This window comes from Streptomyces sp. NPDC014991, assembly GCF_043080665.1.
Classification (GTDB): Bacteria; Actinomycetota; Actinomycetes; order Streptomycetales; family Streptomycetaceae; genus Streptomyces.
Genome location: NZ_JBIBVY010000002.1, coordinates 238046 through 252037, shown reverse-complemented (window position 1 = coordinate 252037; position 13992 = coordinate 238046). Strand labels below are relative to the sequence as shown.

Sequence of the window (13992 nt, the reverse complement as noted above, 5' to 3'; positions counted from 1 at the left end):
CGGAGCCGACGGGCGAGGTGCGCATGAGTCTGTCACTGCGCTTTGCCGCCGGATCGCACAAGGGCATGATCCGCGAGGGCAACGAGGACTCCGGTTACGCCGGTCCGCGCCTGCTCGCCATCGCCGACGGCATGGGCGGCCAGGCGGCGGGCGAGGTCGCCTCCTCCGAGGTGATCTCCACCCTGGTCACCCTCGACGACGACGTGCCCGGCTCCGACATCCTGACCTCCCTCGGTGTGGCCGTGCAGCGCGCCAACGACCAGCTGCGCTCCATGGTCGAGGAGGACCCCCAGCTGGAGGGCATGGGGACGACCCTCACCGCCCTGCTGTGGACCGGGCAGCGGCTCGGCCTGGTGCACGTCGGCGACTCGCGCGCGTATCTGCTCCGCGACGGCGTGCTCACGCAGATCACGCAGGACCACACCTGGGTGCAGCGCCTCGTCGACGAGGGCCGGATCACCGAGGAAGAGGCCACCACCCACCCGCAGCGCTCCCTGCTGATGCGCGCGCTCGGCAGCGGCGAACACGTCGAACCCGACCTGTCGGTGCGCGAGGTGCGGGCCGGCGACCGTTATCTGATCTGCTCCGACGGGCTGTCCGGGGTCGTCTCCCACCAGACGATGGAGGAGACCCTCGCCAGCTACCAGGGCCCCCAGGAGACCGTGCAGGAGCTGATCCAGCTCGCGCTGCGCGGCGGCGGCCCCGACAACATCACGGTCATCGTCGCCGACGTCCTCGACCTGGACACCGGTGACACCCTCGCCGGGCAGCTGTCCGACCAGCCGGTCGTGGTGGGCGCCGTCGCCGAGAACCAGCACCACCTGCACGACAACGGCATCATGCAGACGCCGGCCGGCCGCGCCTCCCACCTGGGCCGCCAGAACCAGCGGCACGGTGGCGGCGAGTTCGGCCCGCCCCGCTCCGGCGACACCGCCGGCTACGCCCCGGACGACAGCTTCGACGACTACGCCGACGACGACTTCACCAAGCCGCGCGGGAAGCGCAGGTGGCTGAAGAGATCCCTGTACGGCGCCCTCGCGCTCGCCGTCGTCGGCGGCGGCCTGTACGGCGGCTACCGCTGGACGCAGACGCAGTACTACGTCGGCGCCAAGGACGAGCACGTCGCGCTGTACCGCGGGATCAGCCAGGACCTGGCCTGGGTGTCGCTGTCCAAGGTGGAGCGGGACCACCCCGAGATCGAACTCAAGTACCTGCCGCCGTACCAGCAGAAGCAGGTGAAGGCCACGATCACGGAGGGCGGTCTCACGGACGCCCGGACGAAGGTCCAGGAGCTGGCCGTGCAGGCGTCCGCGTGCCGCAAGCAGGCCGAGCGCAAGGCCGCCGCGTCGGCGCCGAGCACCACGAACGGCACCGGCAAGGCAGGCGGCAGCACGGGTACCGTCACGCACGCCGCCTTCACCAGGGCCTCCCCGTCACCGACCACGACCCCGAACCCGTCGGCCTCGAAGCCGTCCCCGACGTCCCCTTCGAAGCCTCCGTCCACGTCCCCGTCCGCGACCCCCAGCCCCGGCCCCACTCTCTCGGAGGACGAGCAGAAGGTCGTCTCGCTGTGCGGTAAGCAGTAGGCAAGCCGTGAGAGGCCCTGTCACACGATGAGCGGTACCAATACTTCGCAACCGTCGACGCACCACACGTCCACGATCGGCGCGATCGGCGCCCCGAGCCGGCGCAACACCGAGCTGGCCCTGCTGGTGTTCGCCGTGGTCATCCCGGTGTTCGCCTACGCCAACGTGGGCCTGGCCATCGACGACCAGGTCCCCGCGGGTCTGCTGAGCTACGGGCTCGGGCTGGGCCTGCTGGCCGCCGTCGCCCATATCGCCGTACGGAAGTTCGCGCCGTACGCCGATCCGCTGCTGCTGCCGCTGGCCACCCTGCTCAACGGGCTGGGACTGGTGTGCATCTGGCGGCTGGACCAGTCGAAGCTGCTGCAGTCGCTGCCCGACTATTTCCAGGCCGCGCCCCGCCAGCTGCTGTACACCGCGCTGGGCATCGCGTTCTTCGTCGTCGTACTGATCTTCCTCAAGGACCACCGTGTCCTGCAGCGGTACACGTACATCTCCATGTTCGGTGCCCTGGTCCTGCTCATCCTGCCGCTCGTGCCGGGCCTCGGCGCCAACATCTACGGCGCCAAGATCTGGATCAACATTCCCGGTCTCGGCTCCCTGCAGCCTGGTGAGTTCGCGAAGATCGTCCTCGCGATCTTCTTCGCCGGCTACCTGATGGTGAAACGGGACGCGCTCGCCCTCGCCAGCCGTCGCTTCATGGGCCTCTACCTGCCGCGCGGCCGCGACCTCGGCCCGATTCTGGTGGTCTGGGCGATCTCGATCCTCATCCTGGTCTTCGAGACCGACCTCGGTACCTCGCTGCTGTTCTTCGGCATGTTCGTGATCATGCTGTACGTCGCCACGGAGCGGACCAGCTGGATCGTGTTCGGTCTGCTGATGTCCGCCGCCGGCGCGGTCGGTGTGGCGAACATCGAGCCCCACGTGAAGAGCCGCGTCCAGTCCTGGCTCGACCCGATGAGGGAGTACACCCTCAGCCGCCAGGGCGTCGGCGGACACTCCGAGCAGCTGCAGCAGGCGCTGTGGGCGTTCGGCTCGGGTGGCACCCTCGGCAGCGGCTGGGGCCAGGGCCACTCGGACCTGATCCGGTTCGCCGCGAACTCCGACTTCATCCTGGCCACTTTCGGCGAGGAACTGGGACTGGCCGGCATCATGGCGATCCTGCTGATCTACGGCCTGATCGTGGAGCGGGGCGTACGCACCGCCCTCGCCGCCCGCGACCCGTTCGGCAAGCTGCTCGCCATCGGCCTCTCCGGCGCCTTCGCGCTCCAGGTGTTCGTCGTGGCCGGTGGTGTCATGGGCCTCATCCCGCTGACCGGTATGACCATGCCGTTCATGGCGTACGGCGGTTCCTCCGTGCTGGCGAACTGGGCGCTGATCGGCATCCTGATCCGTATCAGCGACACCGCCCGCCGCCCGGCGCCCGCCCCCGCCGCCAACCCCGACGCCGAGATGACCCAGGTGGTCCGCCCGTCATGAACAAGCCCCTGCGCCGGATCGCGCTCTTCTGCGGCCTCCTCGTCCTGACCCTGCTGCTACGGGACAACTGGCTGCAGTACGTCCGGGCCGACAGCCTCAAGGACGACCCACAGAACCGCCGCGTCACCATCGCCCGTTACGCCACCCCGCGGGGCGACATCATCGTGGACGGCAGCCCCATCACCGGGTCCAGCGGTGGCGCCAAGACCGGCCTGAACGACCTGAAGTACAAGCGGACCTACAAGAACGGCGCCATGTGGGCACCGGTCACCGGGTACGCCTCGCAGGCCTTCGGCGCCACCCAGCTGGAGTCCATCGAAGACGGCATCCTCACCGGCGACGACGACCGCCTGTTCTTCCGCAAGACGCTGGACATGGTCACCGGCAAGGAGCAGCAGGGCGGCAACGTCGTCACCACGCTCAACGCCGCCGCGCAGAAGGCCGCGTTCGACGGCCTGCGCAGGCAGGGCGGCAAGGGCGCGGTCGTCGCCCTGGAGCCCTCCACCGGCAAGATACTGGCGCTGGCCTCCTACCCGTCGTACGACCCCTCGTCCTTCGCGGGCAACACCAACGACGACGCGGCGGCCTGGAAGAAGCTCCAGAAGAAGTACAACCCCGCCGACCCGATGCTGAACCGGGCGCTGCGCGAGACCTATCCGCCGGGCTCCACCTTCAAGGTGGTCACGGCCGCGGCGGCGCTGGAGAACGGCAAGTACACCTCGGCCGACCAGAAGACCGAATCGCCGCTGCCGTGGATCATGCCGGGCACCACCACGCAGCTGAAGAACGAGGGCAGCATCCCGTGCGAGAACGCGACCATGCGGGTCGCGCTCCAGTACTCCTGCAACACCGTCTTCGGCAAGATCGGCGCCGACCTCGGCAACGAAAAGATGCTCGCGGAGGCGAAGAAGTTCGGCTTCGACTCCCAGCAGTACACCCCGGTGCGGTCCAGCGCCTCGGTGTTCTCCGACGACATGAACGCGTCGCAGACGGCGCTGTCCTCCATCGGCCAGTACAACACCGCGACCACCCCGCTCCAGATGGCCATGGTCGCCTCGGCGGTCGCCAACGACGGCAAGCTGATGAAGCCGTACATGGTCGACTCGTTGCAGTCCCCCAACCTTGACCCGGTCGCCAAGACCCAGCCGGAGGAGCTGAGCCGGCCGCTGTCGCCCGGGAACGCGCAGATCCTCCAGTCGATGATGGAGACGGTCGTCGACAAGGGCACCGGTACCCGCGCGAAGATCGACGGGGTGATCGTCGGCGGCAAGACCGGTACCGCCCAGCACGGTGTGGAGAACAGCGAGAACCCGTACGCCTGGTTCATCTCCTACGCCAAGCTGAGCGACCACAGCAGCCCGGTCGCCGTGGCCGTGGTCATCGAGGACGAGAGCGCCAACCGCGACGACATCTCCGGCGGTGGCCTGGCCGCGCCGATCGCGAGGAACGTGATGAAGGCGGTCATCGACTCCAAGAAGTGACCGCACCCGATCGCCGCCAAGTGACGCCGCTCACACCGCCCTCACATCGCCGCACGTTGCGGTACCGGTCCTGTATCGGGTTACGGGCTTGGCCAGGTCACACAGAGCGAGCCGGGTACGGTAGGCCCGGACGGCAGCCTCCGGCCGCACACAGAGGTGCGCGGCCGGGACCGACGGAGAGGGCTGGTAGGTAGCTATGGAAGAGCCGCGTCGCCTCGGCGGCCGGTACGAGCTGGGCCAGGTGCTCGGCCGCGGTGGCATGGCGGAGGTCTACCTCGCGCATGACACCCGCCTCGGCCGCACCGTGGCGGTGAAGACGCTGCGCGCGGACCTCGCGCGTGATCCGTCCTTCCAGGCCCGGTTCCGCCGGGAGGCCCAGTCGGCCGCCTCGCTCAACCATCCCGCGATCGTCGCGGTCTACGACACGGGCGAGGACTACATCGACGGGGTCTCCATCCCGTACATCGTGATGGAGTACGTCGACGGTTCCACGCTCCGTGAGCTGCTGCACTCCGGCCGCAAGCTGCTGCCCGAGCGCGCGATGGAGATGACCATCGGCATCCTCCAGGGCCTGGAGTACGCGCACCGCAGCGGCATCGTCCACCGGGACATCAAGCCGGCCAACGTCATGCTGACCCGCAACGGCCAGGTCAAGGTGATGGACTTCGGAATCGCCCGCGCCATGGGCGACTCCGGGATGACCATGACCCAGACGGCCGCCGTGATCGGCACGGCCCAGTACCTCTCGCCCGAGCAGGCCAAGGGAGAGCAGGTCGACGCCCGGTCCGACCTCTATTCGACCGGCTGTCTCCTCTACGAGCTGTTGACGGTACGGCCGCCGTTCGTGGGTGACTCCCCCGTCGCCGTCGCCTACCAGCACGTGCGTGAGGAACCCCAGGCCCCCTCGGTCTTCGACCCCGAGATCACCCCCGAGATGGACGCCATCGTCCTGAAGGCGCTGGTCAAGGACCCCAACTACCGCTACCAGTCGGCCGACGAGATGCGCGCCGACATCGAGGCGTGCCTGGACGGCCAGCCGGTCGCGGCCACGGCCGCGATGGGCGCGGTCGGCTACGGCGGCTACCCCGACGACCAGGCGACGACGGCCCTGCGTTCGGACGCGGGCGCGGGCGCGACCAGCATGCTCCCGCCCATGAACCCCGACGACGGTGGCGCCTACGGCTACGACGACCGCCCGGACCGCCGCCGCCAGCAGAAGAAGTCGCACACCTCCACGATCCTGCTGGTGGTGGCGGGCCTGCTGGTGCTGGTCGGCGCCATCCTGATCAGCAAGTGGGCCTTCAGCGGCGACAACCCGGGCGACGGCAAGGTGACCGTACCGACGTTCGTGGGCCAACCGGAGAAGAGGGCCCGGAAGCTGGCCGACAACGCCGGACTCCAGGTCTCGGTCACCGAGAAGTCCTGCGCCGACCAGGCCACGGGCAACATCTGCACCCAGAACCCCGATCCGGGCGCGAAGGTCGACAAGGACACCACGGTCACCCTGGTGGTCTCCACGGGCGCGCCGAGAGTGACCGTGCCGGACGTGCGCGGCGCCCAGTACGACCAGGCGGAGGCCGAACTCAAGGCCAAGGGCTTCGACGTCGAGAAGAAGACCCAGGTGTCGACCCGCACGCCCGGTGTCGTCATCACCCAGGACCCGGCGGCCGGCGCCAGCAAGGAGAAGGGCACCACGATCACCCTCACGGTCGCCAGGGCCGAGGAGAAGATCACGGTGCCCGACGTCACGGGCAAGTCCTGTGACGAGGCGAAGGCCGAACTCCAGGCCAAGGGTCTCGCGCCGACCTGCAACGACACCGCGGTCACCGACCCCGCCCAGAACGGCAAGGTGCAGAACACCAACCCGGCGGCGGGCCAGCAGGTCGTCAAGAACACCAACGTGGTGATCAACGTCGGCAAGGCGCAGGAACAGCAGAAGACGCCGGTCCCGGACGTCCGGGGCCGCACGGTCGCCGTGGCCAGGCAGCTGTTGAACGCCGCGGGCTTCACGAACATCCAGTTCGCGAACGGCAGCGACGGCAGTGACACCGCGATCGTCGCGGCCCAGGACCCGAAGCAGAACGACCAGGTCGACGACCCGGGGAGCACCACCGTCACCCTGACGACCCTGGGCTTCGGGAACAACAACGGCGGCGGGAACGGCAACGGCGGCGACAACGGCGGCACGAACTTCTTCGGCGGCACCACCGGCTGACGCCCCGCGCTCGCCCGTGGGCCCCTGCCGGGAGATCCCGGCAGGGGCCCGCGTCGTTCCGGGCGTGTCCGAAAAGGCGCGTCAGCGCAGTTCCGCCGGCGGGGTCCGCCGGGCGTCGACCTTCTGCACGCGGACCAGCTCGCCCCAGACGACGTACCGGTAGCGAGAGGTGTAGACGGGGGTGCAGGTCGTCAGGGTGATGTAGTGGCCGGGCTTCTTCCGGCCGGACTCCCTGGGGACGGACGACAGGACCCTGACGTTGTACTTCGAGGTCTCGGGCAGGATCGAGTAGACCTTGTAGACGTACCAGTCGTCCCGGGTCTCGAAGACGACCGGGTCGCCCTCGCGCAGCTTGTCGATGTTGTGGAACTTCGCGCCGTGGCCGTCGCGGTGGGCGGCGAGGGCGAAGTTGCCCGCCTTGCCGGTGGTGGGCAGCGAGGACCTGACCGGGTCCGTGTAGTAGCCGGCGACGCCGTCGTTGAGGACGTCCGTGCCCGTGCCCTTCTCGACCAGCACCTCACCGTTCTTCATCGCCGGCACGTGCAGGAAGCCGATGCCGTCCTTGGTGTCGAGCGCGCCGGGGCCGGTCGCCTGCTGCTGCGCCCAGTGCTCGCGGACCCGGTCGGCCTCCCGGTCCGCCTTGCGGTCCGCTATGACGTTGGTCCACCACAGCGAGTAGACGACGAAGAGGCCGAGCAGCACGCCCGCCGTGATGAGGAGTTCACCGAAGACGCTGACCGCCGTCGCGATCCGCCCGGGGCGCCGGCCGCGCGAGGCCGGATCCGGGTCCGGTTCGGACGCGTCCGTGGTGTCTTCGGTCTCGTCGGTGGTCGCTGCCACAGTTCGTCTGCCCTTACTCGGTGAGCCCTACTCGATGAGCGCGTCCGGCTTGCCCTTGCTGCGCGGGCGTTCCTCGACCATCTTGCCCCAGACGATCAGCCGGTACTTGCTGGTGAACTCCGGCGTGCAGGTGGTGAGGGTGATGTAGCGGCCGGGCCCGGTGAAGCCCGAGCCCGGCGGGACGGGGTCCAGCACGCTCGTGTTGGACGGGGGCGTCACCGGAAGCGTCGAGGCCACCTTGTACACGAAGTACGTGTCCTGTGTCTCCACCACGACCGCGTCGCCGGACTTGAGCCGGTTGATGTACCGGAACGGCTCACCGTGGGTGTTGCGGTGCGCGGCGAGACCGAAGTTGCCGGTCCGGGCGTCGGGCATCGCCGTCCGGAGCGCGCTCTGTCCGCCGTAGTGCCCGACCATGCCCTTGTCGAGCACCTTCTTGTTGCTGACGCCCTCCGCGATGGGCGCCACCACGTCGAGGGCGGGGATGTGCAGGATGGCGAAGCCCTGGCCGGGCTCGAAGGCGCCCGGCTTGCGCTTGCCGCTGGCCCAGTCGTCCTGGAGCTGGTGCGTCTCGCTGCCGGCCTGCGCGTGCGCGCGGACGTTGGTCCACCACAGCTGGTAGGTGACGAACAGCAGCATCAGCACTCCGGTGGTGATGAACACCTCGCCGACGGCCCGGCTCACGAGGACGGCCGGACCCGGCCTGCGCGCTTTCGCCTGCCGCCGGGCCTCCACCCGGGACCGCGGGCTCCCCGGATCACGCTCCGCCGGGGGAGCCGCCGCCCCGCGGGCGCCGCCGTGGCGCCCGCGGCGGCGCTTGGCGGCCTTTCTGCGGGCCGCCCGGCCGCCCGGTGCGACTCCGGTGGCGGAAGGGGCCGGGGAGGCCGCAGGCGGGCGCGGGGGCGCGTGGTACGGGCCGGTGTCCGCCGGCACCGGGATCCGCAGCGCCATCGTCTCGTCGTCGGCGGAAGGCGACGGCGCGATGAGGTTCTCGCCCCGCGGCGGCCCCGCTTCCGTCAGCCGGGGCATCGGGGCCGTCGGCGGATCCTTGCGGCGTCCCGTGTGCGGCCGCGCACCGCCGGAGGACTCGTACGGCCTGCCGCCGCCGTACAGGTCCTCACGCTCGGGGCGCAGCGCGGTCACGCCGTGGCCCTGCCCACCACCGGGGCGAGCCCCGCCGATCTGGCCACGGCACCCTGGTCGCCGCACTGAGCGAGCCAGTTGGCCAGCATCCGGTGGCCGTGCTCGGTCAGCACCGACTCGGGATGGAACTGCACGCCCTCCACCGAAAGTTCGCGGTGGCGCAGGCCCATGATGATGCCGTCGTGCGTGCGGGCCGTCACCTCCAGCTCGGCCGGGACGGTCGCCGGCTCGGCGGCCAGGGAGTGGTAGCGGGTCGCCGTGAAGGGGGAGGGCAGGCCCGCGAAGACGCCCTTGCCCTCGTGCTCGACCGGCGAGGTCTTGCCGTGCAGCAGCTCGGGCGCCCGGTCGACCACGCCGCCGTACGCCACCTGCATGGACTGCATGCCGAGGCAGACGCCGAAGACCGGTACGCCGGCCGAGGCGCAGTGGCGGACCATGTCCACGCACACGCCGGCCTCCTGGGGCGTCCCGGGCCCGGGCGAGAGCAGCACGCCGTCGAAGCCGTCCTGGGCGTGCGCGGTCGACACCTCGTCGTTGCGCAGCACCTCGCACTCGGCGCCCAGCTGGTACAAGTACTGGACGAGGTTGAAGACGAAGCTGTCGTAGTTGTCGACGACGAGAATCCGCGCACTCACTGGTTGTCCACCGTCACATCATTGAAGGGCAGCAGCGGCTCGGCCCACGGGAAGACGTACTGGAACAGGACGTAGACCACGGCCAGGACCAGTACGAGCGAGACGAACGCCCTCACCCACGCGTTGCCCGGCAGATGCCGCCAGATCCAGCCGTACATGCCGTCCCCTGCCGTCCCTTCCGTGTTCCCTACGGCACCAGACCCACGCCGTACGTCACCAGACTAGCGGCGCGGCGCCCCCGGTTCGGCTGGCTCCGCGGACCCGGTGGGGTCCGGGACGCGCCCGCCGGGCCCCGGCGCGGGCCGGTCACCGCACGGGCTCGGCGTAGTGCAGGTCCACCGTGCCGGAGTAGCCGGGAAGGGTCACCGTGCCGTCGTCGGCGACTTTCCAGCCGAGGCCGTAGACGTTGACGTACACCATGTAGGTCTGGATGGCCTTGCTCGCCGCGAGCGCCTGCTTGAGCCGCCCCGGGTCCCCGACCGCCGTGATCCGGTACGGCGGTGAGTAGACGCGGCCCTGGAGGATCAGGGTGTTGCCGACGCAGCGCACCGCGCTGGTGGAGATCAGCCGCTGGTCCATGACCTTGATGCCCCGGGCGCCGCCCTGCCACAGCGCGTTGACCACGGCCTGGAGGTCCTGCTGGTGGATGACCAGGTAGTCGGGCTGGGGCTCGGGATAGCCGGGGAGCTTGGCGGTGGCGTCGGGCGGGGCGTCGTTGAGGGTGACGGTGACCGCCTTGCCGGTGAGACCGCGGGTGCCCGCGTCGTTCTCCAGGGCACCGAGCTTCTCGTCCTCGGCCCTGGTGCTGCCGTCGTCGCTCTCGGCCAGCGACTCCACACTGCCGCGCAGGGCCGCGTTGGACTCGTCCAGCCCCTTGTTCTTGCGGCTGCGCTGCTGGATCAGGTCGGACAGCTTCAGCAGGGAGCCGTCCTGCCGGATGTCGGTGCCCCTGGCGGTGTCGAAGCTGGTGAAGAAGATGAGCCCGGCTAGGGCGAAGACGGCCGCCGTGAGGATCCGCACGGGCCGCGGGCGCGGCCGGCGGGCCGGGGTGGTGCCCGTTGGTCCCGTCCCGGGAAAGTCGGCAGAATTGCTCAACGTACCCTTATCTCCTTCGGCGCCGCGGAAGCACTACGCTAACGGACGCCCGGGGGAGCACACAGAGTCGTCATGTTGGCCCCTTGTACGCTGCCCCGAGCCCGACCCAGTTCCCTGCGCGGCCACGCAGCGCATCGACAGGAGAGACCCTCGTGCCGAAGTCACGTATCCGCAAGAAGGCCGACTACACGCCGCCCACGGCGAAGCAGGCGCAGGCCATCAAGCTCACCAACAGTGCCTGGGTCGCACCGGTCATGCTGGCCATGTTCCTGATCGGTCTGGCCTGGATCGTCGTCTTCTACGTCACCGACGGATCGCTGCCGATCGACAGCCTGGACAACTGGAACATCGTGGTCGGTTTCGGCTTCATCGCCGCCGGCTTCGGTGTCTCCACGCAGTGGAAGTAGCGGCCGGCCGCCCCTGGTCGGAACAGCTCTCCCCAGGGCTGTCCACCGAGTTATCCACAGCCGTTTTCCACAGTGGGGAAAAAGAACGACGATCTGTGGATAACCCATCGCGTGTTGACGCCGGTGTGACCGGTGGTCGACCCATCAGACATGCGTTCGCCCCCTGCCCCACCTGCGGAAACACATTCGAGCGGCAGGGGGCACAGCTGTGCTCGCACAGCGTGCACAGCTTTCGCCACCCTCTGTGGACAACGGTTCGGTAGCCGGGTGTTCGCACGCCCGGTCAGGTCAGCTGAGCGGTCCTGACCAGCGCCAGCGCCACCGCCACCGCGAGAACGGCGGCACAGGTGCCGTACTGCACCAGCGACCGCTTCTCCCGTGGGGCGTGCACCATGGCGAAACCCGTCACGACACCGGCGACCAGGCCGCCGATGTGCGCCTCCCAGGCGATGTTGCTGAACCGGAACGTGAAGAACAGGTTGATCACCAGCATCGCGATGACCGGACGCATGTCGTAGTTCAGCCGGCGCATCAGCACGGCGGTGGCGCCGAAGAGACCGAAGATCGCCCCGGAGGCGCCCAGCGAGGCGGTGGTCGGGGAGGCGATCAGGTAGGTGAGCGCGCCACCGGCCAGACCCGAGACGAAGTACACCGCCAGATAGCGGGTGCGGCCGAGGGCCGCCTCGAGCGGACCGCCGACCCACCACAGGCTCAGCATGTTGAAGCCGATGTGCCAGTACTCCTCGTGCGCGAACATCGACGTCACGAAGCGGTACCACTCGCCGTCGGCGGCCCCCATGGTCGGCGCGAACGGCCTGGGGGGCCACTGGCCGATGAGGACCAGGTGCTCCACGAGCGACCGGTCCGCCTGGACGGCGATGAACACCGCGAGGTTGATCCCGATGAGGATCTTGGTGACCAGCCGGGGGTCGGACGTGACCGTGCCGCCGGCGAGCGTCCGCGGCCGGGACACCTGCGGCGCGTGCCCCGTACCCGAACCGTCGCGCACGCAGTCCGGGCACTGGAAGCCGACCGAGGCGCTGACCATGCACTCGGGGCAGATGGGGCGTTCGCAACGGGTGCAGCGCACGCCGGTCTCGCGGTCCGGGTGCCGGTAGCACACGGGCACGCTCCCGGCGTCCTGTGCGCTGCCTGCGGCCTGCTCCATCGGGTCCCCTTGGTCGTCGTTTCCCTGCCTGACGGCACTATCCTGCCCCGTTCATCCTTACGGACGGGCGGCGCGGTTGGTTCCCCGCGGGGATTTTCCGGGTAGGCGGGGTTTCTCCGGGGAGCCGGGGACCGTGCAGGGAGGGGGTCCGGGGAGTGAAGGGGTCCGAGGAGCCGGGATCAGCCCTCGCGCGTCTCGATGACCACCGTCTCGAGGACGACGTCCTCCAGCGGACGGTCGTTGCGTCCGGTCGGCACGCTCGCGATGGCGTCGACGACCTTCTGCGCCGCCGGGTCGGTGACCTCGCCGAAGATGGTGCGCTTGCCGTTCAGCCAGGTGCTCGGGGTGACCGTGATGAAGAACTGCGAGCCGTTGGTGCCCGGACCCGCGTTGGCCATGGCCATCAGGTACGGGACACCGAAGGTCAGGTCGGGATGGCACTCGTCCTCGAACCCGTAGCCGGGACCGCCGATGCCGTTTCCCAGGGGATCACCGCCCTGGATCATGAATCCGCTGATGACGGAGTGGAAGACCGTGCCGTCGTAGAGCGGGTTCCGGCTCTTCTCACCGGTTCCGGGGTGCGTCCACTCGCGTTCGCCCCGGGCCAGTTCGACGAAGTTCCGCACCGTGACGGGAGCGTGGTGCGGGAAGAGCCGCACCCCGATGTCGCCGAGGGTGGTCTTCAGGGTGGCATACAGCTGCTCAGCCACGAGGTGCCTTCCGTCGTCGTGCGCTGCGACGACTCGATCCTTGCACGGTCCCGCCCGCGCGTCGTCGCACGGCCGCGACTTCCGCCGGGAGAGGGTTGTGGGCACCCGTATGCGCGTCCGCGCATGCTGCGGTCGCCGTTGACAGGCATGATCCGTAAAAGGGTGGAAAGTCGAAATACCGTACGCCACCGAGGAGGAGGAACCCGTGACCCGCATCGAGAGCGTGCGCGCCGCGACCGGTTCGGCGAAGGACAGCGTGCTGCACGCCGCGGAAGTGGTGGCGCCTTACGCCGACACGGCCAAGGAGCGTGCCTCGCATTATGCGCAGGAGGCACGTGTACGGCTGGCGCCCGTGGTGTCGCAGGCCGCCGGACAGGCCCGCGTGCAGTACGACGCCCGGCTCGCCCCACGCGTGGAGCAGGCGCTGACGCACGTACCGCCGAAGGTCGACCAGGCCGCGCACGAAGCCGCCGCACTCACCCGCAAGGCCGCCCGGCAGGCCGCCGAGTACTCGCTCCCCCGGATCGAACAGGCCGTGGCCGCCACCGCTCCGGTACGCGACGAGGCCGCCGCACGTGGCGCCGCCGCCCTGGCCGCGCTGCGCGGTCAGGTCACGGCCCAGCAGATCCAGAAGCTGGCCCGGCGCAACGAACGGCGCTCCCGGACCGGCCGCACCGTGAAGGCGCTGCTCGTGGCCGGCGCCCTGGCGGGCGGCGCGTTCGCCGCGTGGAAGTGGTGGGACAGGCAGGCCAACCCCGACTGGCTGGTCGAACCGTCCGCGGCGACGGAGGTCCCCGACGCGGGCCGCCTCAGTTCCGTGGACGGCACGGGCGCCGCGCCACTGGACCCGGAGGTCGAGGCGAAGCAGACGCAGGACGAGCAGACGGACCGCGACGACCAGGCCTGACCCGCGCGGTCCCGCCGCACCTGACAGAGGACCCCTCCGGCCCGCGAGTGAGCGGGCCGGAGGGGTCTCGTCATGACCACCGGCGGGCTCCGGCACCCGCCGAGCCGGACAAAAAAGACCCCTCCGACCGCGTTTCCGCAGGTCGGAGGGGTCTTTTCGCGTGGAGCCTAGGGGAGTCGAACCCCTGACATCCGCCATGCAAAGACGGCGCTCTACCAACTGAGCTAAGGCCCCGGGAAGCAGCGACCGGCCGGAGGAACCTCGTTCCGGCTGGTGCCGCAGACCAGAGTACCGGGTCACCCCCCGTATCCCGCAAAAAGATTGGGGGT

13 protein-coding genes and 1 tRNA gene are annotated in these 13992 nt (G+C 69.8%); 6 read left to right on the top strand and 8 right to left on the bottom strand.

The genetic code is table 11. From position 1 onward, the window contains the following. Positions 1 to 23: 23 nt before the first annotated feature. The 4 genes from ACF1BE_RS05165 to pknB all read left to right on the top strand — a co-directional run bounded on the left by ACF1BE_RS05165 (position 24) and on the right by pknB (position 6758). Positions 24 to 1586 (top strand): Stp1/IreP family PP2C-type Ser/Thr phosphatase, encoded by a 1563-nt coding sequence (locus tag ACF1BE_RS05165; protein WP_392197832.1) that lies wholly within the window; start codon positions 24 to 26, stop codon positions 1584 to 1586. A gap of 27 nt (positions 1587 to 1613) precedes the next feature. Further along, positions 1614 to 3062, top strand: a complete 1449-nt coding sequence (locus tag ACF1BE_RS05160) for an FtsW/RodA/SpoVE family cell cycle protein (protein WP_392197595.1) — start codon at positions 1614 to 1616, stop codon at positions 3060 to 3062. After that, positions 3059 to 4543, top strand: coding sequence for a peptidoglycan D,D-transpeptidase FtsI family protein (locus ACF1BE_RS05155; protein WP_392197594.1), 1485 nt, complete (start codon positions 3059 to 3061; stop codon positions 4541 to 4543). The genes ACF1BE_RS05160 and ACF1BE_RS05155 overlap by 4 nt, the downstream gene beginning before the upstream one ends. A gap of 196 nt (positions 4544 to 4739) precedes the next feature. Continuing rightward, entirely contained in the window at positions 4740 to 6758 is a 2019-nt protein-coding gene (pknB, locus tag ACF1BE_RS05150; protein WP_392197593.1) for a Stk1 family PASTA domain-containing Ser/Thr kinase, read from the top strand. 81 nt (positions 6759 to 6839) lie between these two features. Here the strand turns inward: pknB and ACF1BE_RS05145 are convergent, their stop codons facing one another. From ACF1BE_RS05145 to ACF1BE_RS05125, 5 genes are all read right to left on the bottom strand, one after another. Next, the gene (locus ACF1BE_RS05145; protein ID WP_392197592.1) at positions 6840 to 7598 is read right to left on the bottom strand and encodes a class E sortase; all 759 of its coding nucleotides are present in this window, start codon (positions 7596 to 7598) and stop codon (positions 6840 to 6842) included. 27 nt (positions 7599 to 7625) lie between these two features. Beyond that, positions 7626 to 8741 (bottom strand): class E sortase, encoded by a 1116-nt coding sequence (locus ACF1BE_RS05140; protein WP_392197591.1) that lies wholly within the window; start codon positions 8739 to 8741, stop codon positions 7626 to 7628. Next, complete coding sequence (locus ACF1BE_RS05135; RefSeq protein ID WP_392197590.1) at positions 8738 to 9376, bottom strand: aminodeoxychorismate/anthranilate synthase component II; 639 nt, start codon at positions 9374 to 9376, stop codon at positions 8738 to 8740. Before ACF1BE_RS05135 ends, ACF1BE_RS05140 begins: the two co-directional genes overlap by 4 nt. Continuing rightward, complete coding sequence (locus ACF1BE_RS05130; protein WP_121787865.1) at positions 9373 to 9534, bottom strand: hypothetical protein; 162 nt, start codon at positions 9532 to 9534, stop codon at positions 9373 to 9375. The genes ACF1BE_RS05135 and ACF1BE_RS05130 overlap by 4 nt, the downstream gene beginning before the upstream one ends. 148 nt (positions 9535 to 9682) lie before the next feature. Beyond that, on the bottom strand, positions 9683 to 10471 hold the full coding sequence (locus tag ACF1BE_RS05125; RefSeq protein WP_392197589.1) for a DUF881 domain-containing protein: 789 nt from the start codon (positions 10469 to 10471) through the stop codon (positions 9683 to 9685). A 152-nt stretch (positions 10472 to 10623) separates the two neighbouring features. Between ACF1BE_RS05125 and crgA the strand changes: the two genes are divergently transcribed. Further along, the gene (gene crgA, locus ACF1BE_RS05120; protein ID WP_392197588.1) at positions 10624 to 10878 is read left to right on the top strand and encodes a cell division protein CrgA; all 255 of its coding nucleotides are present in this window, start codon (positions 10624 to 10626) and stop codon (positions 10876 to 10878) included. 283 nt (positions 10879 to 11161) lie between these two features. On the opposite strand, the gene ACF1BE_RS05115 is transcribed toward crgA, so the two are convergent. Continuing rightward, the gene (locus ACF1BE_RS05115; RefSeq protein ID WP_392197587.1) at positions 11162 to 12046 is read right to left on the bottom strand and encodes a rhomboid family intramembrane serine protease; all 885 of its coding nucleotides are present in this window, start codon (positions 12044 to 12046) and stop codon (positions 11162 to 11164) included. A 179-nt stretch (positions 12047 to 12225) separates the two neighbouring features. Further along, on the bottom strand, positions 12226 to 12756 hold the full coding sequence (locus ACF1BE_RS05110; RefSeq protein WP_392197586.1) for a peptidylprolyl isomerase: 531 nt from the start codon (positions 12754 to 12756) through the stop codon (positions 12226 to 12228). A gap of 205 nt (positions 12757 to 12961) precedes the next feature. Here ACF1BE_RS05110 and ACF1BE_RS05105 point away from each other — a divergent pair, with 205 nt between their 5' ends. Next, the gene (locus tag ACF1BE_RS05105) at positions 12962 to 13663 is read left to right on the top strand and encodes a DUF5324 family protein (RefSeq protein ID WP_392197585.1); all 702 of its coding nucleotides are present in this window, start codon (positions 12962 to 12964) and stop codon (positions 13661 to 13663) included. 161 nt (positions 13664 to 13824) lie between these two features. Here ACF1BE_RS05105 and ACF1BE_RS05100 read toward each other — a convergent pair. Continuing rightward, positions 13825 to 13897 (bottom strand) — tRNA-Ala (locus tag ACF1BE_RS05100). Positions 13898 to 13992: the final 95 nt, after the last annotated feature.

Excerpts from the sequence above, each read along its gene's own strand:
- pknB (WP_392197593.1), top strand. The coding sequence starts at position 4,740 with ATGGAAGAGCCGCGTCGCCTCGGCGGCCGGTACGAGCTGGGCCAGGTG.
- ACF1BE_RS05130 (WP_121787865.1), bottom strand. The coding sequence starts at position 9,534 with ATGTACGGCTGGATCTGGCGGCATCTGCCGGGCAACGCGTGGGTGAGG.
- ACF1BE_RS05165 (WP_392197832.1), top strand. The coding sequence starts at position 24 with ATGAGTCTGTCACTGCGCTTTGCCGCCGGATCGCACAAGGGCATGATC.
- ACF1BE_RS05155 (WP_392197594.1), top strand. The coding sequence starts at position 3,059 with ATGAACAAGCCCCTGCGCCGGATCGCGCTCTTCTGCGGCCTCCTCGTC.
- ACF1BE_RS05115 (WP_392197587.1), bottom strand. The coding sequence starts at position 12,046 with ATGGAGCAGGCCGCAGGCAGCGCACAGGACGCCGGGAGCGTGCCCGTG.
- ACF1BE_RS05160 (WP_392197595.1), top strand. The coding sequence starts at position 1,614 with ATGAGCGGTACCAATACTTCGCAACCGTCGACGCACCACACGTCCACG.